Here is a 24,105-nt window from a genome sequence, read left to right as displayed (position 1 = left end):
ATGACTGGAAAAATTCAAGCTGACATTTTGGCGATGCAAGTCATTCCGAATGTGGATGAAGGTCTTGCCAAGAAGTTTGAGTTGAAACCATATCAACGGAGCATCGGATTGGTCACGATGACGATTGATGATGTTGGCTATACAGCCATCGACGAAGCAACAAAGAAAGCTGATGTCGAAGTCGTCTATGCAAAAAGTTTTTATGCCGGATCTGCACATGCTTCCGGTCCATTATCGGGAGAGTTCATCGGCGTCATTGCGGGTCCATCTCCTGAAGAAGTGAAAAGCGGTCTAGATGCGATACGCATCGTTGTGGAACATGACGCGTATTTTGAGGCGATCAATGGCAATCCGGATCATGTGCTTTATGCACACACTGTTTCAAGCTGTGGAAGCTACTTGGCTGAGGTGGCAGGTATTCCGGTCGGGCAGTCTCTATCTTACTTAATCGCCCCGCCGATGGAAGCGATTGTCGGCATAGATGCCGCCATGAAAGCGGCAGATGTAACATTGTGTGAATTCTTTTCCCCACCGTCTGAAACGAACTTTGGCGGCGGACTGCTGACGGGCAGCCAGTCTTCTTGCCAAGCGGCGACAGACGCTTTTAGGGAAGCTGTTATGAACATGGCCAGGAACCCGATCAGTTACTGACCAGAGCGAAGGAAGGAGTGATCGATTTGGTACAAGCAATCGATGCTGATTTATTGGCACTGCAAGAAATGCGCACAGCAGTAAAAACTGCAAAAGAAGCTCAGCAGAAATTCATGAGTTATTCTCAAGAACAAGTGGATAAAATCGTTAAAGCCGTCGCAGACGCAGCATTTAAGGAATCCGCTCGACTTGGTGAATTAGCTGTAGCGGAAACAGGAATGGGTGTTGCAGCCCATAAGAAAATTAAAAACGAAGTCGGTTCAAGAGATGTTTATGAAAGCATTAAAGACTTGAAAACTGTCGGTGTCATTAGTGAAGACAAAATTAATAAAGTGGTAGAAATTGCTGCACCATTCGGTGTCGTGGCAGCGATTATCCCAACAACAAACCCGACGTCTACTGCTTTTTTCAAAACGTTGATTTCATTGAAAACAAGAAATGCAATTGTTGTCAGCCCGCATCCATACGCGGTGAACTGCACGCATGAAGCATTGAAAGTTTGTGATGCAGCAGCAGTTGCGGCAGGAGCTCCGGAAGGTCTAATTCAATGTTTGACAATGTCCTCTATGGAAGCTACGCAGCAATTGATGAAGCATAAAGATATTAACTTAATTTTGGCGACAGGCGGAGGCGCTTTAGTAAAAGCGGCATACAGCTCAGGAAAACCTGCTTATGGGGTTGGACCTGGAAATGTCCCGGTTTACATTGAACGCTCTGCTAAGATCGACAAAGCTGTGGAAGATATCGTCAACAGTAAGTCCTTTGACTACGGAACAATTTGTGCAACTGAACAAGCGATGGTTGTTGACAAACATGTCTTGGACTTAGTAAAACGCGAGTTGAAGAAAAATGGTGCGTATATACTGTCTGACGAAGAAAAAGCAATTATGGAAAAAGTTGTTTCCCCGGCTCCAGGAAAAGTGAATCCGAAAATTGTTGGCCGAAGCCCGCAAACGATAGCGAAAATGGCTGGCATCTCCATTCCAGAAAATACACGCATTATCGTCGGGATGGAAACGAAAATCGGTAAAGACGTGCCATTCTCTCTTGAGAAGCTATCACCGGTCTTCGCTCTTTACGTAGCGGAAGACTTGGCGCATGCGAAGGAGCTTTGCCACGGTTTATTGGAAAACGGAGGAAAAGGGCATTCCTTGTCCATTCATACAGAAACGGACTCGATTGCACGTGAATTCGCACTTGAAATGCCGGTTTCAAGAATTTTAGTCAATACGATGTCTTCTGTCGGTGCAGTTGGCGGAACGACAGGCCTTATGCCGTCGCTTACATTGGGCTGCGGTTCGTTCGGTGGCAATATTGTTTCGGACAACGTTACAGCAAGACATCTAATGAACACGAAACGCATGGCGTATGGCATTAAAGATGTCCAGTTGCCAAGACATACAGAAACTTCTGCATCTGTAGAAGATCAAGTCGTTTCTCATGTAATGGGCCAAGTGGATACAAAAGATTCAATCGACCCTGAAATGGTCAAAAACTTAGTGAGTGAGATTGTTAAACAATTATCTAAATAAACCTATTAGGAGGAAACAAACATGAATAGAGAAGGTACAGCATTAGGAATGGTAGAAACGAAAGGTCTTATCGGTTCGATCGAAGCAGCAGACGCAATGGTGAAAGCAGCAAGCGTTAACTTAGTCGGAAAAGTGCATGTCGGTGGCGGTATCGTAACTGTATTAGTTCGCGGTGATGTAGGCGCAGTTAAAGCAGCGACAGATGCAGGTGCAGCAGCTGCACAACGTGTTGGGGAATTGCTATCAGTACACGTAATCCCAAGACCGCATAACGAATTAGAAATGATCTTGCCTAAAGAAAACTGATTAATAGAATCGGATACGATAATGCCGTCAATGATCGGCGGCTATTGAAAGGCGGATGAATATGGATCAGCAGTTGATTGAAAGAATCGTTGGAGAAGTGATGGACCAGCTTCAAAAGCAAGAGCCAAAACTGTCGAACAATGAAATTCCAATTGCTGTTTCCGCTCGCCATGTGCATTTAAAACCGGAGCATATTGAAGTTCTGTTTGGAAAAGGATATGAGCTGACGAAACGATCCGATTTGTCTCAACCGGGTCAATTCGCTGCAAATGAAACAGTTGTCATTGCGGGTCCAAGGGGAAGCATCGAAAAAGTGCGGATCCTTGGCCCTGCCCGTTCATTGTCCCAAGTGGAAGTGAGCTGGACTGATGCTATGAAATTAGGCGTCAAGCCACCGCTTCGCGAATCCGGGAATATTGCGGGATCTGCAGGCATTACGTTGATCGGGCCGAAAGGCAGCCTTTATTTGGATGAAGGGCTAATTGTCGCCCAATCCCATATTCATATGGAACCGAAAGACGCAGACCGGTTAGGCGTGCGGGACGGCGATTTTGTTACGATAGATGTCGAAGGGATTCGTCCAATCTCGTTTAATCAAGTGAAAATTCGAGTCTCTGAGCGCTATCGACTGGAAATGCATATAGATACGGACGAAGCAAATGCAGGGTTTATTACGCAAGGAACAATCGGCAAGCTAAGAAAGCCGGGTGTTGAGTGTTCAAATGACGTAGTTGCTACGCATAATGAAGTTCAGGTGCAACCAGAGAAAAAAGCGTTTTATTTCAAAAAGAAATTGCTTTCAAATGAAGACATTCGTGCCATTCAAGAAGATGAAATCGTTGTCGATAAAGGAACGATTGTGACGGCACTTGCAAAAGATACAGCAAGAGAGATCGGAAAAGTGATTTCCATTAAGTAAAAGGTGTGATGACGCATGCGAATGGGAAGAGTGATTGGTAATGTTTGGGCTACGCGTAAAGAAGATGGCTTGCAAGGATTGAAGTTATTAATCGTTCAGCCTTTGGATGCTTTCGGAAAGCCGAACCAGACGCAGTTTGTCGCGGCAGACCGGATTGGTGCGGGCATAGGTGATGATGTCCTTGTTACGAGCGGAGGCTCTTCGCGTTACATTATGAAAGATAATCCGATTCCTATTGATGCGGTCATCATAGGAATCATTGATTCGACTGAAGTGGAAAGGGGCGATTACGATGAGTCAAGCGATCGGGATGATTGAGACGAAAGGTTTGATCGGCTCCATTGAAGCGGCAGATGCGATGATTAAGGCATCCAATGTTTCATTGGTCAGCCAAGAGAAAGTCGACGGCGGCATTGTGACAGTTATCGTGCAAGGCGATGTTGGTGCTGTTCAAGCGGCAGTAGATGCAGGCAAGGATGCTGCGGCAAGAGTCGGCGAATTGTTGGGCGCTCATGTTATTCCAAGACCGGATGAGTCCGTCTATGGAATGGTGAAGCCTAATGAGAAGGTTGAACAGCAATCTGCCGAGAAGCAAGAAAAATTGGCGGAACCTGCGAAAGCTTCAAAACCGAAAACAACGAAGAAATCATAATCGCGGAAAGGATGAGTGGATATGGCTTTTCGCAGACATAAAATTGCTGTTGTCGGGGCAGGATACACTGGTGCGACAGTTGCATTGATGCTTGCGCAAAAAGAGTTGGGCGATGTCGTGTTAGTAGATATTCCTGATTTGGTCAACCCTACAAAGGGGAAGGCTCTGGATCTTCTTCAAACTGGCCCCGTACAAAACTTTGATGCGAAAATCATTGGTACTTCCAACTATGAAGATATTCAAGACGCAGATATGGTGATTGTGACAGCTGGAATTGCAAGAAAGCCAGGTATGAGCAGGGATGACTTAGTAGCGACAAACGCGAAAATCATGCGTGCTGTATCTGAGCAAATTAAGCGTTATGCTCCAGATAGCACGGTACTTATTTTAAGTAATCCGGTAGACGCGATGACATACGTTTGCTATAAAACAACCGGCTTCCCTAAAAATCGTGTAATTGGCCAATCTGGCGTATTAGATACAGCTCGTTTCAATACATTCGTGGCGGAAGAATTGAATATCTCTGTTGAAGACATTTCTGGGTTCGTTTTAGGCGGTCATGGAGACGATATGGTGCCGCTTGTCCGCTATTCATATGCGGGAGGCATTCCGCTTGAAAAGATTATTCCTGCGGATCGTTTGCAGGCAATTGTCGATCGGACGAGAAAAGGCGGGGGAGAAATCGTTTCCCTATTGGGCAACGGCAGTGCGTATTACGCCCCTGCAGCTTCGCTTGTTGAAATGGCTGAAGCAATCATTAAAGACAAGAAGCGCATTTTGCCATCCATTGCTTATTTGGAAGGTGAATATGGCTATCACGATATTTATTTAGGCGTGCCTACCGTTTTAGGCGGCAATGGCATTGAAAGCGTGATTGAATTGCCATTATTGGAAGAAGAGAAAAAGGCGCTTGATAAGTCAGCGCAATCTGTACAGTTAGTGATCGATATTTGTAATCGATAATATTTGAAAAGCATCCCTTGAAAGGTGAATGGGATGCTTTTTTGCATGTCGAAAAAATTGAGAGGACTTAAATACTATAAATAGCATTATCTTAGGTATTTAGCTATGTTTTCGGTTATGAAAATGGTATAATTATCAGTAGATTAATAGTTTTTTATTGTTGATTTTTTATGAAGAAATGAGGATAAGGAAAGGTGATAATTGAAGCAATTTATCTCGCTGTTTTTAGGTACATATGCCGTAGGATGACGGTAATTTTTCTTAACTAACAGTCACGCGCCTTTGAGTTAAGAAGTATCTGATTTTGCATTGCTTTCCGCGCGTGTCAGAAGTAGTTATGCGCAATTTTTACGTAGTATGCGTTTCTATGATGCATTATGCGTTTTTAAGCAGTTTTCTGCGCTCATAATTCCCTTTATGAATTTGTGGAAGTGAGTAGAGTTGAAGCGCACATATCATTGAGACGATCGACGTATAAAAGCTCTGATGTGTAAAATAGGGCATTTCGATAAGAGCATGCTGCTCGTACGTCGTGTAAAAGTCGGATTTAGATCCATTCATTTCTATGTTGCATTGATTTTGTGATGATTAGAATTGTTTTGTAGGAGGATACTGAATTGAAGAAACAGAGAAGTATTGCTTGGAAATTGTCGGGGCTGATTATCGGTCTATTTTTGATCCTTTTTATCGCCTATACATTTACGACAAGCTCTATTATTCATAAGGAGAGCTCAAATGACGCTGAAGAATTTGCAATTGAAAATACTAATTTTTATGCGAAAGAAATAAGTAATAGATTTAGTCAAACGAATCAAATTTTGAATACTACGAAGCGTATTTTTGAAACACTGCAAGCCGATGGAAAATTGACAACTGAAGAAGTTTTAGATGTCATAGAAAACAATCTCGCATCGAATGAAGATGCAATGGGTGTGGCAGCGATTTTGGAAAAGGGTTCCATTCCAATTGACGATGATGCCGATAAAGGGTTATTTGATGATGAAGACCGTTTCATTCCTTACTTATACAAAGATGGCGATGGAATTACAATAGAAGCAGTAAGAGGATATGAGACGGAAGGAGACGGTGACTGGTATCAAGTGCCTAAAAGCTCAAAACGAGCTGTGCTGACTGAGCCGTATTCGTATGATGCAGGCGGTCAGACGATATCGATGACGACGATTTCAGTACCGTTAATTGATAAGAATGGTCAGTTTTTCGGTGTATTGACGACAGATTTGTCGGTTGAATTCTTAACTGACTTAGTCTCATCCATTGCACCGGAAGGCGGTTACGCTACTATCTTGACGGATAATGGTGAAATAACAGCGAATAGTTTAACAGAGGATTTGAATGGCACGGATTTGCGTAGTCTATTGGACTGGGATGCAATGAAATCGAAGCTTGACGAAGGGCAAGTAGGTTCGTTATATGCCGAATCGGATAACTTGGACGAAATGGCGTTTAATGTTCTTGCACCGATCATGTTAGAAGGAATCGATGAAACGTGGACAGTGCAAACATCTATTAAAAAGTCGAAAATAATGGAAACCTTTAATTATGTCCTTCTCATGACAGTGATTTTTGGTATTGTAATGGTAATTTTAATGGCGGCTGTAACGGCTTGGTATATTTTCAAACAGATGAGACCACTCTCAATGCTGCAAACATCGATTGAACAAGCGGCTGCAGGGGATATGACACATTATGTCGATGAAAGCAAGGTAGGCAATGATGAAATCGGTGCTGTCACACTTGCGTATAATAATATGCTGCGCCAAACGAACGAGGCGATTCATGCAGTTCGTGAGTCATCGATCGAATTGAATGATTCCACGACAAGGGTACATCAAGCGTTTGAAGAAGTTGTCGCTTCCAGTGAAGAGGTTTCATTGGCGACGAACGAAATCGCACAAGGTGCTTCGAAGCAGTCTGAGGATACGGAAGAGACTGGGCGTAGAATGGCCGATTTAGCTGAGCAGATCAATGCATTATCCACTCTTTCAGAAAATATGAAAGAGCTTTCGAATCAAACGGTTGCTTCAACTGAAACGGGTATGTCTGAAGTAGAGAATTTGCGTGAACACAATAGTTCGATGAATGAAATGAATGAAAAAGTTCGTCAGCAAATGGATGCATTGGCATCGAAAATTAGTTCAATCGATCAAGTCATTGCTTCCATCCACGATATTACTGCACAGACGAATTTGTTGGCGCTGAATGCAAGCATTGAAGCGGCGCGTGCCGGTGAGCATGGGAAAGGGTTTGCGGTTGTTGCCGAGGAAGTTCGCAAATTGGCGGAGCAGTCGAGAATAGAAACTGAAGTGATTCAAAAAACTGTACAGGAAATTTTAGAAGAATCTCAACAAACTGTACAAGTCGTTGCTTCTAACTTAGCATTGATGGAAGGTCAAAACGAATCGGTCTCAAGCACGGAAGCTTCCTTTGCACGCAATGCTGAATTGACGGAGCGAATGAGTGAAGCAATTGCAGAGTTTTCGTCAGAGCTTGCTGAAATGCTATCACATCGAGATCAAGCACTTCTTTCGATTCAAAGTGTGTCTGCAGTATCTGAAGAGACTGCGGCTTCCGCAGAGCAAGTGAGCGCATCTTCCGCAACACAGCAAAGCGAGCTTGAACGTGTTGCAGAATCTACAAATCGAATGAAACAAATCGCAGGTGAATTGCGCGAAATCGTAGGTCGTTTCCAACTATCTTAAGTTCTAGGATTGCATTGCGGTCAATTGATGGTAAAATGAAGTAAAAGAATACGAATATGAACGATAGAGCGGTACCGAAATCGGTTTAATAGGGAATCCGGAAATCCGGAGCTGTCCCCGCAACTGTAATCGCCGACTTCCCCCTAAATGCCACTGTCAAAAGACGGGAAGGCAGGGAGGAAGGATGAAGCGAAAGCCAGGAGACCTGCCGTCTATCGTTGAAGCGACACTTTCTTCGGGGGTTGAGAGGGGGGAGCGAACGGATTTTTCGGCATGGCATTTTTTCGGCCGATTCCGTTTAGTTTCCTACGAACAATATGAGCGATCTGCTCCACCCGATTGGTGGAACAGATCGCTTTTTAGTGGGAGGAGACAATGTGATGAGACTGCACACCGCGGAAGAATTCAGTTCAATGCTCTATATGGATTATGTTGGAGAGGCTCCATTGCAAAAGGCGATGATGGCAATGAATAGTAATTTCAGTCGGCTTTATATAGACATTTTCCATCTTGATGTTTTCGCCTTTCTATCGAATGAGTTGCCGTTGAAAGGGGTCTGCATTCCTGACTTGTTTATGCGGCAAGTGGAAGCGGATGGATCATTTTTTATATTTGATTTAAGACAGATTAAGGAGGTTATGGGGTTTTCGTTACCAGATGTTTATGATGAAAAAGAAATCGGTGCATTTCACGAGAAGTATGATGCCTGCGTACAGCACCCTATAATCCGAAAAGTTGAAGTATCTGCCGTCAGCCTTATGAAACATCTTTTGCAATGCCAAATAGCTTCAGGTGGGCCAGCATTCTTTTATCGGGACAGCGCGAATCGATTATGTGGAAATCAATGCAAGGAGACTTTGCGTTTTCCGGAGCAGCATTGGTTGAATGGAAGTTTCAAACAACGAATATTGCCACGCCGAATATCGCTGCGAGAGGAAGACTTGCTGCGTGATCATTTGAATGCTTGGAGATTAGGCATTCAAATGACAAAATGCAGCTGGGAAAGAACTTAATACGCCACCGTGGGTAAAATCAAGTTCTATTCCCTATAATGAATTACATCTCTTTTGGTGCTTTCATCCCTAAAAGGCGTAATGATTCCTGTAGGACAGTAGCAACGCTTTGAACAAGTGCGATTCTATAATTTTTTAACGGCAAGTCGGAAAGGATATGGACGTTTCCGTAAAATGAATTGAATGATTGTGAAAGGTCAATTGCATATTTAGCTACGATGGAAGGATCCAAATCTTCTGCTGCCCGTTTCACGACAGACGGAAAAGCATATAGTAGCTTGAAAATCGCCCATTCATAGTCATTCACTTGTTCAACTGTAAACGGTCCGGTAATACCAGCCTTGCGCAAAATGGAATTTGCCCTTGCATGCGTATATTGAATGTAAGGTCCGGTTTCTCCTTCGGTTTGAAGCATGCTGCTTAAGTTGAATTCGATGTCATGCTTGCGATGCTGTTTCAAATCGCTAAAAATAATTGCGCCGACGCCAACTGCTTGTGCAACTTCGTTTTTATTGAACAGTGTAGGATTTTTTTCAGCAATTGTATGCTCAGCAAGCGAAATTGCTTCCGACAGAACTTCTTCTAACAGAACGATCTTTCCTTTCCGGGTCGACATCTTTTTTCCGTCCTTCAATATGAAGCCGAATGAGACATGGTGAATCGTATTTGCCCAGTCATAGCCCATCTTTTGCAACACTTGCTTTAATTGGGTGAAATGAAGGCTTTGTTCATTTCCTACTACGTAAATCGCTTTCGTGAAATCATACACTTTTTTCCGTTCCAATGCAGCGGCTAAATCGCGAGTTGCATAGAGAGTAGCGCCATCTGATTTTTTGATTAAACTTGGCGGCATCCCTTCCGACAGCTCCACGACTAATGCTCCATCGGACTCTACTAACAATCCTTTAGCGGATAGCTCTTCAACGACAGGCTCCATTTTGTCGTTGTAATAAGCTTCTCCGTTAGTTGAGTCGAAAGAAACTCCGAGCAAATCATATATGCGTTGAAATTCCTTTAATGATTCCGTTTTAAACCATTCCCAAAGCGAAAGTGCATCTTCGTCTCCTTCTTCAAGTGCTTTGAACGCAGCTCTTCCTTCATCATTGAGGGTAGGATCTTCTTCCGCTTCTTCATGGAAACGGATGTAAAGCTGCAATAGTGTCTTAATAGGCGCTTGGCGGACTTCGACTTCATTTCCCCATTTGCGGTAGGCAGTGAGCAGTTTTCCGAACTGAGTTCCCCAGTCGCCGATATGATTGATTTTAATCGGACGATAGCCGATCTTTTCGAGCAGCAAAGCAATGGAGTTGCCAATAACAGTCGATCGGAGATGCCCCATGGAAAAAGGCTTTGCAATGTTAGGAGAAGACATATCGATCGGTACATTGGCACCGTTGCCTTCATTCAAAGAACCATAGGAAGCTTTCTGCTCTCCAATCGTGTCCAGCAAGTTTTGGGCGATGGATGAACGATTGAGAAATAAATTCACGTAGCCGTTTACAGCTTCTGCTCTTTGAATAGCAGGATGGTTGATCGCATTAGCGATCTGTTCGGCAATCAATTTTGGAGGAGTACGCAGCTCCTTTGCGAATGGAAATGTTGGCAAAGCAAAATCGCCTAACCCCGCTTGCGAGGGACGCTCAATCATCTGCTCTGTTATTGTAACTGGACTAGCGGCTTGCAATGCTGAAAGAATATCGTTTTTCATTTGATGAACCCCTTTCACCTGTCATGCTTTTCTTGGACTAAATATAAAAAGCCTCCGTCTCAAATAAATGAGACGAAAGCTTGTTCCGCGGTACCACTCAAATTACCTCTATAAGTTTGGATAGAGGCCCCTTTCTCCTAACGGCGAGACACCGGCTTCTCCTACTTCATTCAGAAAAGCATCTCCGAAGTGCGCTTCATGAACGTTTACCATCGGGCTTCCACCACCCCCGATTCGCTTAAAGGAATATCGTCCATTACTCTCTTCATCGTAGATATTGTAATTGAATGTATCAAATTGGGAATGGAGTGTCAATAGGGAATTGTCGTAACTTCAACACGATTCATCCGTCTAACTTCAAAAGTGGGAGGTTTCGGAATGAAATATATCTTATCGATCCTGTTAGGTGGGGTCTTCGCTCGACTTCGCGCCTTGTCTGACAAGCGTTTTCAAGCCAAGCTGGGCAACCACCTATCTCATGACTACAAACCTTAAAAGAACTGTAGACAAAGTAAAAAGATACTTTGTCTACAGTCTGGGTTGTTTTTATGGGGAATATTGGTCAAATGGTGATAAATCTTGGCTGAGCAGTGATAACGATTATCAGAGTGGTGATACGTTTCTCACTATAGGAAATGGCCAGAAATTCATTCCAAATCATCTCGAATTGTAGCCTTTCGATGACTAATTGCTCGAATCGTTGGTAAACACGCCCGTATCGGTGGTAAACGTACGTGAATCGGAGGTAAACATTTTCTATGAAGAAATCTTCGTTGAAATAGACTTGATTCATCCTTCTCGGTTTCCATACTGCCACCATGGGTATGCTATCGATAGAGGAGGGGATTAGTTTGTCGAAAAGATTAGTGTCTGCCATCCAAGAGTATGCCTTCCCGTTAAATGATCAAGCACTTGAGATAGTTTTGAACACAATTGGGGATGCCCGAATGGTCCTGCTCGGTGAAGCAACGCATGGAACTTCTGAGTTTTACAAAGTTCGCATGGCATTATCCAAACGGCTTATTCAAGAAAAAGGGTTCACTATTATTGCGGTAGAAGGAGATTGGCCGTCCGCCCAAGCGGTCAATCGCTATGTGAAAGGTTTTGATAAAGAAGGAAAATCCGCTCAGCAATTGCTGAAACAATCCTTCAATCGCTGGCCGACTTGGATGTGGGCGAATGAAGAAGTTGCGGTGCTTGTTGAGTGGTTGAAACGTGAAAATGAAGGAAAAGCTGCAGCAAATAAAACAGGATTTTACGGAATCGATATGTATAGCCTATATGAATCAATCGATGAATTGCTTCGATTTCTAAGAGAGAATCCACAGTTTCAAGCGGATTTGGAGTTGGCGAAAAAGGCGTTCTCCTGTTTTGAGCCGTATAACCGGATGCCAGAGCATTATGCGCTGTCGACTGCCCACTTCACGGATGAGTGCATAAGTGAAGTTTCCAGTTTGCTGACAACGATCCGTAGCCATGAGGATCTTTATTTGAATGAGCAGGAGAAGGACTTGAATATGACGATGAATGCATTAGTCGCGAAAAATGCAGAATCATATTATCGGGCGATGATGCAGGACGACGCCATCTCTTGGAATATACGCGATATGCATATGATGGAGGCGATCGACGAGATTTTGAACTACCATGGCGACGATGCAAAAATCATCATTTGGGAGCACAATACTCATGTCGGCGATGCTTCGGAAACTTCGATGGCCGACCATAAAATGATTAATGTCGGGCAGCTCATCCGCGAAAAGTATGGAAGGAAGGACACATTTGCCATCGGCTTCGGAACGTATGAAGGATGCGTCATTGCTGGCGAAGGCTGGGGGGAGCCTCATCAAAAAATGAACGTTCCACCCGCCAAATTCAACTCATGGGAAGGGCAGATGCATGCAGCGAATCCTAAGGATCAAGTTATCTTGTTTACAGAGGAAAACCGTCATTTATTCAATGAATGGATTGGCCATCGCGCTATCGGAGTTGTCTATAACCCGGAGTTTGAAGCGTATGGGAACTATGTATCGTCAAGGGTTGGCAGCCGTTACGACGGGTTTATGTTCATGGATAGGACGAATGCGTTGGAGCCTTTGTAAAAAGTATTCAAACTGGATTCAGTGGAATCAAAGCTTTACGGAATCCAGTTTGAGTGTCCTTTTTTATTGGATTGTTGGTGATTTTATAAGATTGCATTTGCGATGATTTTATCTAATTTACGGATATCAACTTTTTTATTCAAATTTAATTTAAGCTTGCCTGCTTTTGTCCATAATTCAATTTCAGCATTCAAATCAATTTTTCCTGCATTTTCACTTGAATACATAATGATTGAGCTGAAAGGTATCGTATAGATTTCAACTTTTTTGCCCGAAAGTCCTTGTTTGTCCGCAATTATAAATCTTTTGTTCGTAACAACTGCAACATCACGAATTGTTTTGTATGCAACTTCGGCAACTTCACCTTCAATAAGTAATTCAGCGATGTCATCTGGAACGGGTACTTCTTCTGTGAATGTCCAAGCTGTAATAGCTGTTAAATCGGCCATTTGCAATTCTCCTTTTTTCTATTTATCATCACATATGAAAGATCAAAAGTATAGAAAAAGCTAAAAAACTTTCAAAATATCTTTTTACCTATTTACGATTAAACCACAACATGTTAGGGTAGTAGATGTACATAAGACACAATATATAGTATTGAACGATGGAATGGTACCGTTATCGGTTTAAAAAGGGAATCCGGAAATCCGGAGCTGTCCCCGCAACTGTAATCGCCGACGACCGTCTTGAAAACCACTGCAATCGTGATTGCGGGAAGGGAGACGGGAGAATGAAGCGTTAGCCAGGAGACCTGCCGTCCGTCGTCAAGCAACACTTTCTTCGGGGGTTGAGAGGTGGAAGCGAGCGGGTTTGCTGTTTTCATTTTTCATGAAAGTGTAAATGAGGGCTTCCCGAATTGTTTCCTACACAACATCTATGCGCGATGACGCTGCCGAAGAGGTGGCATCATCGCTTTTTTGCGTTTCATTTTAGGAGGGAGAATCAAAAGATGACCATTTTTACGAGAAAAACAGCAGTTGAAGAGAGACTGACAGCGCTACAGGAAGAGTTTGGGTACGATAAAATTGCATTATTAGAAAAGGCTAGCGAACGCTATAAAGAGCGTAATCCGGGACACAGTGATTCCGAGTGGACAAAAGCAATGATTTTGGAAGCACTTAGCAATATTGATGAAGTTTCTGGCTATTGGACATTCGTGGCAGCGAGGCTTTATTTGCGGGAAATGTATACACAAATAAAGCAGTTATGTGGACGCGAGCCTTATTCGGATTTTGTTGCACATGTTGAAGATCTTGTTGCAAAGGGTCTTTATGCGCCCGAACTTTTGGAGAAGTACACGCGCGAGGAGCTTTCTGCTATTGGGAAATTGATCGACCCGGAAAGGGACAAGCTATTTACATATATCGGTTTGAAAACTTTAATGGACCGCTATGCAGCAGTTGACTATAACAAGCGTCCTGTTGAATTGCCGCAGGAACGTTGGCTCGTCATTGCGATGACGCTAATGCAAAATGAAACGGACGACCGGAATGTCAAAATTGCGGAAGCTTATTGGGCGATGAGCAATTTATATATGACTGTTGCGACACCGACGCTTGCGAACGCGGGCAAGCCGCATGGCCAGTTGTCGAGCTGCTTCATCGACACGGTTGATGATTCATTGTTAGGTATTTATAACAGCAACACGGATGTTGCGAACTTATCCAAGTATGGTGGTGGCATCGGGGTTTATATGGGAAAAGTACGCTCTCGCGGAGCTGCGATTCGAGGTTTTAAAGGTGCATCGAGCGGTGTTTTACCTTGGATTAAACAATTGAACAATACGGCAGTGAGCGTTGACCAATTGGGGCAAAGACAAGGCGCAGTCGCGGTTTATTTGGATGTGTGGCATCGAGACATTTATACTTTTTTGGATTTGAAATTGAACAACGGAGATGAAAGATTGCGTGCGCATGACATCTTTACAGGCGTCTGCCTTCCTGATTTGTTTATGGAGAAGGTAAAAAGCAGGGGAGACTGGCATTTGTTTGATCCGCATGAAGTGCGCACAGTGATGGGCTATTCTCTTGAAGATTACTATGATGAAAAGCGAGGAAGCGGCTCATTCCGTGAGAAGTATGAGGAATGCGTCAATCATCCGGAATTAACAAAAGAAACCGTTCCCGCGATTGAAATCATGAAGCGTATTATGCGCAGCCAGCTTGAAACGGGTACGCCGTTCATGTTTTATCGCGATGAAGTGAACCGCATGAATCCGAATAAGCATGAAGGAATCGTCTATTCAAGTAACTTATGTTCAGAAATCCTTCAAAACATGAGCGCAACGACGTTTGAATCTGTGAAGCTTGAAGATGATGTCATCGTTACGAAATCGAAAGCGGGAGACTTTGTCGTATGCAATCTCTCCTCTATCAATCTTGGAAAAGCGGTTCCAGCAGGCGTTTTAGAAAGGCTGATTCCAATTCAAGTGCGGATGTTGGACAACGTCATCGAGCTGAATAAAATCCCGGTGCTTCAGGCACAACGGACAAACGGGAATTATCGCGGCATCGGCCTTGGAACATTCGGCTGGCATCACCTTTTGGCAATTTACAATATCCGATGGGAATCGGAAGAGGCAGTACAATTGGCGGATCAGCTTTATGAAAAGATCGCATATTTGACAATCAAATCCTCAATGGAACTTTCAAAGGAAAAAGGGGCATATCCTTTATTCGAAGGATCCGACTGGCAAACGGGAACATACTTTGAGCGGAGGGGCTATGATTCGATGCAGTGGCGTGAACTGCGAGTCGATGTCGCAACAAACGGTATGCGCAACGGCTACGTAATGGCGGTTGCCCCGAATAGTTCAACATCGGTCATTGCTGGCTCGACTGCTTCGATCGATCCGATTTTCAAGCCGTTCTATCATGAAGAAAAGAAAGATTATAGACTTCCTGTCATTGCCCCGGATTTAGATCATAATACGTACGATGTCTATCGTAGATCCGCGTATGTAGTCGATCAACGCTGGTCCATCAAGCAAAATGCAGCAAGGCAGCGACATATTGATCAGTCGATTTCATTTAATATTTATGTTCCGAATAATATCCGGGCTTCTGTGTTGCTTGACCTCCATTTACAAGCATGGGAATCAAACATGAAAACTTCTTATTACATGCGGTCGACCGCTTCGGATATAGAGGAGTGTGAATGGTGCCATTCTTAATCGCTTATGCATCTTGGAGCGGCAATACAGAGGAAGTGGCGGAAATCATCGAGGAGACGCTGTTACAAGGGGGAATAGATGTAGTAGTACATCGCATCGGTACGGTCCCTGTCCCGGATGTTCGGCAGTTTGATGCAATGATCATCGGCAGCTTTACTTGGGACCGGGGAGCGACGCCTGACGAAGTGAAAGATTTCGTCGCAGACGTTGGCTACAAACCGGAGCATGTATATGTCTTCGGAACTGGCGATACACAATTTGGCGGAGATGATCTCTTTTGTAATGCGGCAGTCAAATTGGCGTGGTTTTATCATTCTGCCATTGCACCGCTCAAAATCGAGCAAAGTCCGCGCGGTTCACAGGAGCAAACAGTCATTGAATGGTCGAAAGGAGTAGTGCAACATTGGAAACACTTACACGCGTTAAAGTGCTGAATCCAGCACATCCAAACAAATCAACGGCAATTTTCGGAGGAAAGGCAAGCGGCATTTTAAACTGGAATGACTTGGCGCATCCGCATTTCTATACACTGCGCCAGCGCATCCGTGCACTTTTCTGGACGGCAAATGAAGTGGATATGACACAAGATGTTAAGCAATTCCCGAATTTATCGAAAGGTGAACAAGAAGCGTTTCTGAAAATCATTGGTTTGCTTGCAACGTTGGACGGTCCGCAAACCGTTATTGCGATGAAAATTGCAGACTTTGCAACGGATCCATCCGTCAAATCGATTATGGCGACAATCGCCGACCAGGAGAGCGAGCATAACCATAGTTATGCATACGTCTTATCGTCGGTCACGACGTTGGACAAGCAGACAGCTTCTTTTGAAATGGGACGTACCGATGAAGTGCTTATGAAACGGAATGAGCGGATTGTGGATATTTACAACGAATTTGCAGAAAATCCAACGATTGAAACAGTGCTGAAGGCAATGATCTACACAACATTGTTGGAAGGACTCTTTTTCTACAGCGGATTCGCTTTCTTTTATAATTTGGCACGCCATCAGAAAATGGTTGGAACGTCTACGATGATTTCTTATATTAACCGTGACGAGCTCCAGCATGGCAAGGCAATTAGTGACATTTTCCGTGCCGCACTATCTGAAAATCCGGAGTACAACACCGAACAGTTCACAGAGTGGATTTACGATCAATTCCGTCATTCTGTCGATCAGGAGATCATCTGGAGCCGCTATGTATTGAAAGACATCGAAGGCATCGATCTCGATGAAATGGCGGGTTACGTGAAATACCGCGCCAACAAAATGCTTCGCATGTTGGGATTAAGCGAAATCTACCCGGAATTCACGGACAATCCGATGAAATGGATCCGCGCCTACGTCGATAATTTTGATGACACGAAAACGGATTTCTTTGAACAGACGTCAAGACAATACGTGAAGACGAGCGATTTGAATGGGTTTGATGATTTGTAAGGCGTTCCGTTTTCAGTGCGATAAAAGTAAGAACTCATAAAATAAATAGCATTGGGATACAATTCGGAATGAATTTGTATCCTTTTTGCGTTGCCATTCATTCAATTGACATAGAACTCTATTGTCACAATACTTTATAGACAGTTAAGTAAAATTGAACAATTCAGTGTATAATTATTTTAGTGTCTCATATATAGTTATACGAGCTACAGGGTTGGTAGAAATAGCATTGGCAAATAAGAAATAAAAGAGGAGGGAGACGTACTATGATCATAGAATTGGATAAAGCCGAATATCGCAAATGCAGAAAAATATTACACGAACAAGGGCAATTAGAAGCGTTAGCAGTTGTTGAAAATATAAATCCGGGCCGTATTTTTGTGGATGATGGCAACAATCCTGCATCAGGACTGATATGGTTAGGGAATAATGATGGATTCATATTTTTTGGAAGTGAACAAAACGAGAGTTTCACTAGCGAAATAAATGGATTTATTGACAATACAATTAGACCGGAAGCTAAAAAAGTCCAATTGAAATGGTTTGAAGCAATGGGTAATCATGAAAAATGGGGTCCTGTCATAGAGGCAATATTTGAGCATCGTAAGTTGGGAAGTTGGAATCAAAAGGTTTATACACTACACCTGGAAGATTATCGAGAACAATCCGTACCCATTACAGAGTTCGGATATGAAGTGTTGCAGATCGAGGAAGAGCTTTTTACTGATGAATCCATAAAAAATATTGACTTTTTGCAATCAAAAATAGTAGAGTTTTGGCCCTCAGTTGAAGCTTTCTTTAGAAGTGGAAAAGGGTACTGTATCATTCATCAAAATGAAGTCGTAAGTGTTTGTTTTTCAGGTTTTGTCGCTGACAATGTTCATGGCATTCATATTGAAACCGTAAAGGCTCATCAAAGGAAAAAACTAGCCCAAAGGATCGCCCATCGTTTCGTAAAAGATTGTCTGGAGAACAAGATCATTCCCTATTGGGATTGCATGGAAATGAACAAACCTTCTGTTGCTGTCGCAGAAAGCTTAGGGTTTAAAAATGTGTTTAACTATGTTGGATATGAGTTTCCATTGGAGTGATTGTTCATTTCCAGTTTTATTGTGCTATAAATAAAACTATGTATAAGGCTTTGATGGTGATAATGATTGAAAAAATTATCTATATTAATGTTATTTCTGTTACTGGTTAGTTGTTCCAATCAAAGTAATCATTTGAATGTGAAGGAATTGAAAGAGGATCTAAATTATCTGAATGAAAAACTTAATGAAATTCATCCGGATATAGAGAAAATTGAATATGTCTCAAAAAAAGTAGATGAATATAGAAGTTCACTAACAGAAGAAGTATCCGAAAATTATTTTAAGGTGAAGATAATGGAGATACTCGCAATACTTGAGGATTCCCATACAGGTGTGTTAATAGATGAGAAAACGACTAAATTACCGATTCAACTTTTGAATTTGGATTCGGAAATTATTATTATCAGTAGTAGCAGTCAAGTGGCAAAAAAAGGGGATAAGGTCCTTCAAATATCAGGGAAAAATATAAACGTAGTAATAAATGAGCTAAGAAAATATATATCTTATGATAATGAAGCTTGGTTTCAGCACCAGATTAATTTTCTGACCCTGGATTTTTTGCTGGAGTCGCTGGGCCTTTTGGAACAAAACAAAATCATTTTAACAGTAGAAAGAGATGGTGAAATAATAGAATATGAAATAGGCTTTGATAAAATTGAGAAAGACAAAGAGGGACCTCCCTATAACTGGGAAATAAAAATGCAAAACAGTATTAAAATAGGATATTTTAAACTAGTTGATTCAATATATAATCAACATTATGAATCGACAATTGATCAATTTTTTGACTCCGTGGATAAAAACAATATAGAAAGTATTTTAATTGATTTAAGGTTTAATAGCGGTGGGGATTCAAGAGTTATAAATTCTTTTTTGAAACACTTAAATGTTGATTCCTACAGACTTTACAACGATTCATCTGTAAGGCAACATAACGGTGATTATTCAAAAGATATTTATATTCTTACGGATTCGGGAACTTTTAGTTCTGGTGCAATGTTTGCAACTATTATGAAAGATAATGGTTTGGGTAAAATTATAGGGGGACCAGTGGGTCAAAACCCTACACATTTTGGCGATCCATTACTGATTGAATTGCCGAATTCAAATATAAAGATTGCAATCTCCCAAACAAAATTTATAAGACCAGCCACTAAGGATGAAAAGAATACTTTACTAATTGATATGCCTATATCGAAAACAGCAGAAGAGCTTTTAAATGAAGAGGATCGGCAATTGGAAAGGGCACTTGATTCAATTGTTAATCAGAACTAAATCACTTATGTTGAATCGAAATGTTTTTTATAGATACTGCTTCTATTTTGAACAGTAAAGGAAGGGCATCTTGGTTACGTTTGGAAATGGTGAAAATTAATGAATAGGAAGAAGAGGGAATGACCTATTTAATTATGAAAAGGGGGATTTAAAATGGATGTGCAATTTCCGATTGGGAAATTACAAGTTCCTGAAAAAGTAAATTTCGAAGATGTTCAAAAATGGTTAAAGGAAATCGAAACCTATACGGACCGATTGCGAGACACTGTTGACTCATTAAACGATGAGGAATTAAGCAAAACTTATCGTGATGGCAGCTGGACAGTTCGTCAACTTGTTCATCATATTGCGGATTCCCAGTTAAATATGTATCAACGTTTGAAGTTGGCTTTAACTGATGAAAATCCCGTAGTGCCCGCCTTTGATCAAGACAAATGGGCTGTCCAGCCGGATACCAACTTGCCTGTAGAAAGTTCGATTAAAATGTTGGAAGGAATCAACGAGCGCGTCGTATCTTTAGGTCATCACTTAACCGAGAATCAATTGGAGCGGATTTTCACTCATCAAGAAAACGGTGAAATCGCAGTTGCAACAAAAATTGCAAAGCTTTGTTGGCACGAAGAGCATCATTTGGCCCATATAAAAATCGCATTATCCAAATGACATCATATGTATCTAATAGGCAGCAAAACCGCTCGGAATAGGAGCGGTTTTGTTTGCGATTTTGCATACAATAATCGATTTTCGCTTAATCTACCATCCTCTTCCGATAAATAGCGATCGTCAAAACTGCAAATACAACAACCCAGGCAAGAATAACAACCAGATTCGATAAGACATCACCGAATCCTGCACCTGTTTCCACAGCGGTGGCAATTTCGATTAGCTGGGCGTTCGGCATATAGTTAGCCGCCTTTAATACAGGATATTTGTCGGCAAATACAGCGATGAATGAACCGAATGTGAATATGCCGATGACGGGCAATACATAGACGGATGCTTCCATTACTGATTTTGCGAAAAGGCCAACTAATGTGCCTAAAGCAATGTAGAAAAGAGCGGAAATGATGAACGATAGAGTAATAACAAAAATGTTTTGCGGATAGTAATCGCTAAGGAATGCGCTGACTACGATAACGACCATCGTTAGAATGAATGATAGCAAACTTTTGCCGCTCAATATTTCAGCAGTGTTGGCAGGTGATAGCATAAGGCCACGCAACGTATTCTTTTCCTTTTCTTCAGCAATTAAGCAGCTTTGCACAAATGCGCCGACCATTGCAAACGTCATATTGAAAATCATATAGTACGCGTCAAGCGATTCGACACCTATCCTGCCGTAAAAGGCAGCTAATAAAGGCGGCATGAAAATGACGACTGATACAGCCATATTCCGTGAAAAGTCCTTATAATCCTTAATTAAAATTGCGCTCATCCGCTTCCATGAAAATGTCATATTAGTTCCCTCCCAGTCACTTTTACAAAAATATCCCCTAAAGTCGGCTCATTCGAATGAATCGTTGCTACTTCATTTCGTTTCATATGCTCAAACAAAACTTGGGCTCCCTCAACACCTGTCGGAATAACAAGCTTTTCATCATTTTTCAGTTCAACTGTAATCGTTGAATCAGAATGTTGCTTTCTAAGATTATTTGGTGTATCCAATAACTGGATTTTCCCTTTATTTAGGAATGCAATTCGATTACATAGCGTTTCTGCCTCGTGCATATCATGCGTCGTCAGAAAAATGGTCGTTCCTTTTTCATTAAGAGCACGCAGCCCTTTGTAAATATGCACCGTATTCGCAGGATCTAATGCCGATGTTGGTTCATCCAAAAATAGGAGTTCAGGCTCATGTAGCAAAGCACGAGCAAGCGTCACTCTTTGTTTCATTCCTTTTGATAATGCAGCAACCCGTTTTGATTTCTCATCTACTAAATTGACAGATTCCAACACTTCTTCGATTTTCTTATGAGGCACATCATATAAATCGCAATAGAGCTTCAAATTATCGTAAATTGATAATCGTACATATAGGCCACTATTGTCAGTCAACACGCCAAATCGCTTTCGAAAAGCAGGCTTCTTTAACATTGAGACTGGTTCTCCGAACACCTTCGCAACGCCGCTCGTCGGGTTTAACTGTCCTGTCAATATTTTAATAGTAGTTGTTTTTCCTGAACCACTCGGCCCTAAGAAACCAAAAATTTCGCCTTTTTTAACTTGGAAACTGACACTTTCTATTGCAGTTTGATTGGCGAAAATCTTTTCCAGTCGTTCAACTTCTATAATGTTTTCCATCTCGCTTCCCCCTATGTCGTTTTGAGGTCGATTTGCTAACCTGATTCAAGCTTATAGGAGTGCGGGAGAAGGGGCATTATATTCTCCGTGAAAAGAGCGAATTGGCATCTAATAAGAGCAATTTTCCGGTTGAATGAAATTGTTTTTTTTATGAACGGAGTCTATTTTGACTTGAAATTTCCATGGATAAGTCACATTTCGTCGAATTATTTCCGGGGAAATAAAACATGATTCTACAAATTAGAGCCCTAACCTATCTCTTAACGTAGCCATTTTTGTTTTTGACAATGGCACATTTGATTTTGGGGCATCATCTAATATGAGACTGTAGCTGTTTCTTGTCCACGTAATAATTTCCCGAACCTTTTGCAAATTGACGATATATGACCGATGGCAACGGAAAAAGCCGAACGGCGACAGTCGCTCTTCTAAATCATTTAATGTGAAAACGCTTGGAAAGGATTCTCCTTTTATATGTAAAAAAGATTGCCCATCACTGCTTTCTATGTAGTCAATCTCCAACGGATCAAATAACACGATTTTATCGTTTACTTTCGTCGGTATTTTTTCTAAACGGACAGGCTGAATAAGTATCGGCTCTGCTATAGTTTCCTCTATATCTTCTTTTGGGTTTTCGATCGAAACATTGTGTAAACCGTTTTCATCTAAACGGTACACTTCATCTGCGCTCGTAATTGCGCTTTCGAGGTTCATTGTCAAAATGAATATCGTTTTTCCACGTTTTTTAAGCGACTGGAGGATCGATAGAAAAATACGTTTTGATTCAAGATCAATGTTTTGGTCAGGTTCCTCTAATAGAAAGATATCTGGATCCTGTAAAAGTACACAGCCAAATTGAACCCGTTTTCTTTCTGAAAAGGATAATTGTTTAATTTTCACTTTACGCTTCGCTTCCAATTGAATCGTACGGATTGTCCCATCTACAGATGTATCTGAATGATATAGCCTCTGTGTGAACCGCAACATTTCTTCAACAGTTAACCTTTCATATAATCCACTCTGCAAAAAAAGAAAACCAATTGTTAATTTCTTTTCCGAAAAGCTACTCCCACCAATTAAAATTTCTCCATTTGATAACACCGTTCTTCCAAGCAACAGTTCGATCAACTGTTCACGGATATTGACGCTTGAATGCACAGCCGCAATTTTTCCTGGATTGACCAATAAATCAAAAGCAGGGAAGATGACCGAATCAAGAACCCGCTTTTCTGCTTTGATAAAGTGAAGTGACACATCATAGCCCCCGTTTTTTGAACTCTTTTTTCTAAAAATAGTATACCAGTATTTGAGTGCTTTCAAAACGCGCTGATGAAAAGAAGGACCGTAATGAACAGATAGATCAAAAGGATCCCATTCGTACTTTTGAACAAAAAGTGTCAGCTTGGAAGCGGCAACATACCAGACTTCGTACTTCCGAACTTTCATCTTTTAACAGATTGCTGCCGAAATAGGCATTTCCCTAATATCGGAAGCATGCAGGCTTCGTTATGATGGGAAGCAAGAAGAGTTGAAAATTTGAAGGAGGAGTTATCGATGAGCCAACTTACAATTGAAACAAATGTCTCTGAAATCGTTACTGTTCTGCCTCAAAGCGCTGATTTGTTCCGTAAGCTGCGGATTGACTACTGCTGTGGGGGCAAAATTTCACTTCGGGAAGCCGCGGAACAAAGGGAGCTTGACCCGATCGATGTGCTGGCGAAGGTACAAAAAATGGAGGAGAAATGGGTAAGTCGCCAAAGTATGCATCCTTCTTCATTCGGAGAAAAGACTTTGGTTGCTTACATACAAGAAAAATATCATGAAAGCTTGCGTGAAGAGCTTCCGTTATTGTCTCCTTATGTTACAAAGGTGGCCCGTGTGCATGGAGAACGTGATCCACATTTATTGAAGGTGCTGGAGATTTTTAATACATTGCGCAAAGAATTGATCGATCATACCGATGATGAGGATTTAAATGTGTTTCCGATGATACTAAAATTCTTCGAGAATCCGTCAGAAGAATTAAAGTATAAACTTAGACCACATGTAGCGGAGTTAGAAGAGGAGCATGACAATACAGGTGCACTTTTCCATGAGTTAAGGGAAATTACTAATCATTTCACTCCGCCTAAGGACGCCTGCGGAACGTATCGCCTCGTTTATGCGCGTCTCGAACAATTGGAGAAGGATACATTTGAACATGTCCATTTGGAAAACAATATTCTATTTGAACGAGTGAAAACTCATTTAAATTAA

General features: G+C 41.9%; 22 protein-coding genes, 2 riboswitches and 1 other annotated feature. Of the genes, 17 read left to right on the top strand and 5 right to left on the bottom strand.

Annotated elements, in window-relative coordinates:
• From eutL to WFH04_RS07935, 9 genes are all read left to right on the top strand, one after another.
• Entirely contained in the window at positions 1 to 651 is a 651-nt protein-coding gene (gene eutL / locus WFH04_RS07975; RefSeq protein ID WP_336823541.1) for an ethanolamine utilization microcompartment protein EutL, read from the top strand.
• A gap of 68 nt (positions 652 to 719) precedes the next feature.
• On the top strand, positions 720 to 2,183 hold the full coding sequence (locus tag WFH04_RS07970) for an aldehyde dehydrogenase family protein (protein WP_336823575.1): 1,464 nt from the start codon (positions 720 to 722) through the stop codon (positions 2,181 to 2,183).
• Positions 2,184 to 2,204: 21 nt separating this feature from the next.
• Positions 2,205 to 2,489 carry a BMC domain-containing protein gene (locus WFH04_RS07965; protein ID WP_336823540.1) on the top strand — a complete coding sequence of 95 codons (285 nt, stop codon included), beginning with the start codon at positions 2,205 to 2,207 and terminating at the stop codon, positions 2,487 to 2,489.
• 61 nt (positions 2,490 to 2,550) lie between these two features.
• Positions 2,551 to 3,408, top strand: a complete 858-nt coding sequence (gene pduL, locus WFH04_RS07960; RefSeq protein ID WP_336823539.1) for a phosphate propanoyltransferase — start codon at positions 2,551 to 2,553, stop codon at positions 3,406 to 3,408.
• Between the two features lie 15 nt (positions 3,409 to 3,423).
• Positions 3,424 to 3,726, top strand: coding sequence for a EutN/CcmL family microcompartment protein (locus WFH04_RS07955; protein WP_336823538.1), 303 nt, complete (start codon positions 3,424 to 3,426; stop codon positions 3,724 to 3,726).
• Positions 3,701 to 4,060 (top strand): BMC domain-containing protein, encoded by a 360-nt coding sequence (locus WFH04_RS07950; protein ID WP_336823537.1) that lies wholly within the window; start codon positions 3,701 to 3,703, stop codon positions 4,058 to 4,060. Before WFH04_RS07955 ends, WFH04_RS07950 begins: the two co-directional genes overlap by 26 nt.
• 21 nt (positions 4,061 to 4,081) lie before the next feature.
• Positions 4,082 to 5,023 (top strand): malate dehydrogenase, encoded by a 942-nt coding sequence (gene mdh, locus WFH04_RS07945; protein WP_336823536.1) that lies wholly within the window; start codon positions 4,082 to 4,084, stop codon positions 5,021 to 5,023.
• A 617-nt stretch (positions 5,024 to 5,640) separates the two neighbouring features.
• The gene (locus tag WFH04_RS07940; RefSeq protein ID WP_336823535.1) at positions 5,641 to 7,743 is read left to right on the top strand and encodes a methyl-accepting chemotaxis protein; all 2,103 of its coding nucleotides are present in this window, start codon (positions 5,641 to 5,643) and stop codon (positions 7,741 to 7,743) included.
• Between the two features lie 51 nt (positions 7,744 to 7,794).
• Positions 7,795 to 7,970: riboswitch (cobalamin riboswitch) on the top strand.
• Between the two features lie 153 nt (positions 7,971 to 8,123).
• Positions 8,124 to 8,756 carry a hypothetical protein gene (locus tag WFH04_RS07935; RefSeq protein ID WP_336823574.1) on the top strand — a complete coding sequence of 211 codons (633 nt, stop codon included), beginning with the start codon at positions 8,124 to 8,126 and terminating at the stop codon, positions 8,754 to 8,756.
• A gap of 43 nt (positions 8,757 to 8,799) precedes the next feature.
• Here the strand turns inward: WFH04_RS07935 and argS are convergent, their stop codons facing one another.
• Entirely contained in the window at positions 8,800 to 10,464 is a 1,665-nt protein-coding gene (gene argS, locus WFH04_RS07930; RefSeq protein WP_336823534.1) for an arginine--tRNA ligase, read from the bottom strand.
• 65 nt (positions 10,465 to 10,529) lie between these two features.
• Positions 10,530 to 10,745: a binding site (T-box leader), on the bottom strand.
• Positions 10,746 to 11,315: 570 nt separating this feature from the next.
• On the opposite strand from argS, the gene WFH04_RS07925 reads away from it, so the two are divergent.
• Positions 11,316 to 12,566 carry an erythromycin esterase family protein gene (locus WFH04_RS07925; RefSeq protein WP_336823533.1) on the top strand — a complete coding sequence of 417 codons (1,251 nt, stop codon included), beginning with the start codon at positions 11,316 to 11,318 and terminating at the stop codon, positions 12,564 to 12,566.
• Between the two features lie 83 nt (positions 12,567 to 12,649).
• Here WFH04_RS07925 and WFH04_RS07920 read toward each other — a convergent pair whose 3' ends face one another.
• The gene (locus tag WFH04_RS07920) at positions 12,650 to 13,015 is read right to left on the bottom strand and encodes a PH domain-containing protein (protein WP_336823532.1); all 366 of its coding nucleotides are present in this window, start codon (positions 13,013 to 13,015) and stop codon (positions 12,650 to 12,652) included.
• 146 nt (positions 13,016 to 13,161) lie between these two features.
• Positions 13,162 to 13,342, top strand: a riboswitch (cobalamin riboswitch).
• 176 nt (positions 13,343 to 13,518) lie between these two features.
• Here WFH04_RS07920 and WFH04_RS07915 point away from each other — a divergent pair.
• From WFH04_RS07915 to WFH04_RS07890, 6 genes are all read left to right on the top strand, one after another.
• Entirely contained in the window at positions 13,519 to 15,741 is a 2,223-nt protein-coding gene (locus WFH04_RS07915; RefSeq protein WP_336823531.1) for a ribonucleoside-diphosphate reductase subunit alpha, read from the top strand.
• A complete protein-coding gene (locus WFH04_RS07910; protein ID WP_336823530.1) occupies positions 15,726 to 16,175 on the top strand; it encodes a flavodoxin in 450 nt (149 codons plus the stop codon). The genes WFH04_RS07915 and WFH04_RS07910 overlap by 16 nt, the downstream gene beginning before the upstream one ends.
• Positions 16,121 to 17,182, top strand: a complete 1,062-nt coding sequence (locus tag WFH04_RS07905; protein ID WP_336823529.1) for a ribonucleotide-diphosphate reductase subunit beta — start codon at positions 16,121 to 16,123, stop codon at positions 17,180 to 17,182. The genes WFH04_RS07910 and WFH04_RS07905 overlap by 55 nt, the downstream gene beginning before the upstream one ends.
• A gap of 266 nt (positions 17,183 to 17,448) precedes the next feature.
• Positions 17,449 to 18,273 (top strand): GNAT family N-acetyltransferase, encoded by an 825-nt coding sequence (locus tag WFH04_RS07900; protein ID WP_336823528.1) that lies wholly within the window; start codon positions 17,449 to 17,451, stop codon positions 18,271 to 18,273.
• 66 nt (positions 18,274 to 18,339) lie between these two features.
• On the top strand, positions 18,340 to 19,548 hold the full coding sequence (locus WFH04_RS07895; RefSeq protein WP_336823527.1) for a S41 family peptidase: 1,209 nt from the start codon (positions 18,340 to 18,342) through the stop codon (positions 19,546 to 19,548).
• Between the two features lie 153 nt (positions 19,549 to 19,701).
• Complete coding sequence (locus tag WFH04_RS07890) at positions 19,702 to 20,211, top strand: YfiT family bacillithiol transferase (RefSeq protein WP_336823526.1); 510 nt, start codon at positions 19,702 to 19,704, stop codon at positions 20,209 to 20,211.
• Positions 20,212 to 20,296: 85 nt separating this feature from the next.
• Here WFH04_RS07890 and WFH04_RS07885 read toward each other — a convergent pair whose 3' ends face one another.
• The 3 genes from WFH04_RS07885 to WFH04_RS07875 all read right to left on the bottom strand — a co-directional run bounded on the left by WFH04_RS07885 (position 20,297) and on the right by WFH04_RS07875 (position 23,103).
• Positions 20,297 to 21,004: an ABC transporter permease gene (locus WFH04_RS07885; RefSeq protein ID WP_336823525.1), complete on the bottom strand. Its 708-nt coding sequence runs from the start codon at positions 21,002 to 21,004 to the stop codon at positions 20,297 to 20,299.
• Positions 21,001 to 21,849: an ABC transporter ATP-binding protein gene (locus tag WFH04_RS07880; RefSeq protein WP_336823524.1), complete on the bottom strand. Its 849-nt coding sequence runs from the start codon at positions 21,847 to 21,849 to the stop codon at positions 21,001 to 21,003. The genes WFH04_RS07885 and WFH04_RS07880 overlap by 4 nt, the downstream gene beginning before the upstream one ends.
• Before the next feature lie 240 nt (positions 21,850 to 22,089).
• On the bottom strand, positions 22,090 to 23,103 hold the full coding sequence (locus tag WFH04_RS07875) for a LytTR family transcriptional regulator DNA-binding domain-containing protein (RefSeq protein WP_336823523.1): 1,014 nt from the start codon (positions 23,101 to 23,103) through the stop codon (positions 22,090 to 22,092).
• A 300-nt stretch (positions 23,104 to 23,403) separates the two neighbouring features.
• Here WFH04_RS07875 and ric point away from each other — a divergent pair, with 300 nt between their 5' ends.
• Positions 23,404 to 24,105: an iron-sulfur cluster repair di-iron protein gene (ric, locus tag WFH04_RS07870; RefSeq protein ID WP_336823522.1), complete on the top strand. Its 702-nt coding sequence runs from the start codon at positions 23,404 to 23,406 to the stop codon at positions 24,103 to 24,105.

It is taken from the genome of Sporosarcina sp. USHLN248 (assembly GCF_037144575.1).
Lineage (GTDB): Bacteria > Bacillota > Bacilli > Bacillales_A > Planococcaceae > Sporosarcina > Sporosarcina contaminans.
This window is presented reverse-complemented; position numbering and strand designations above follow the sequence as displayed.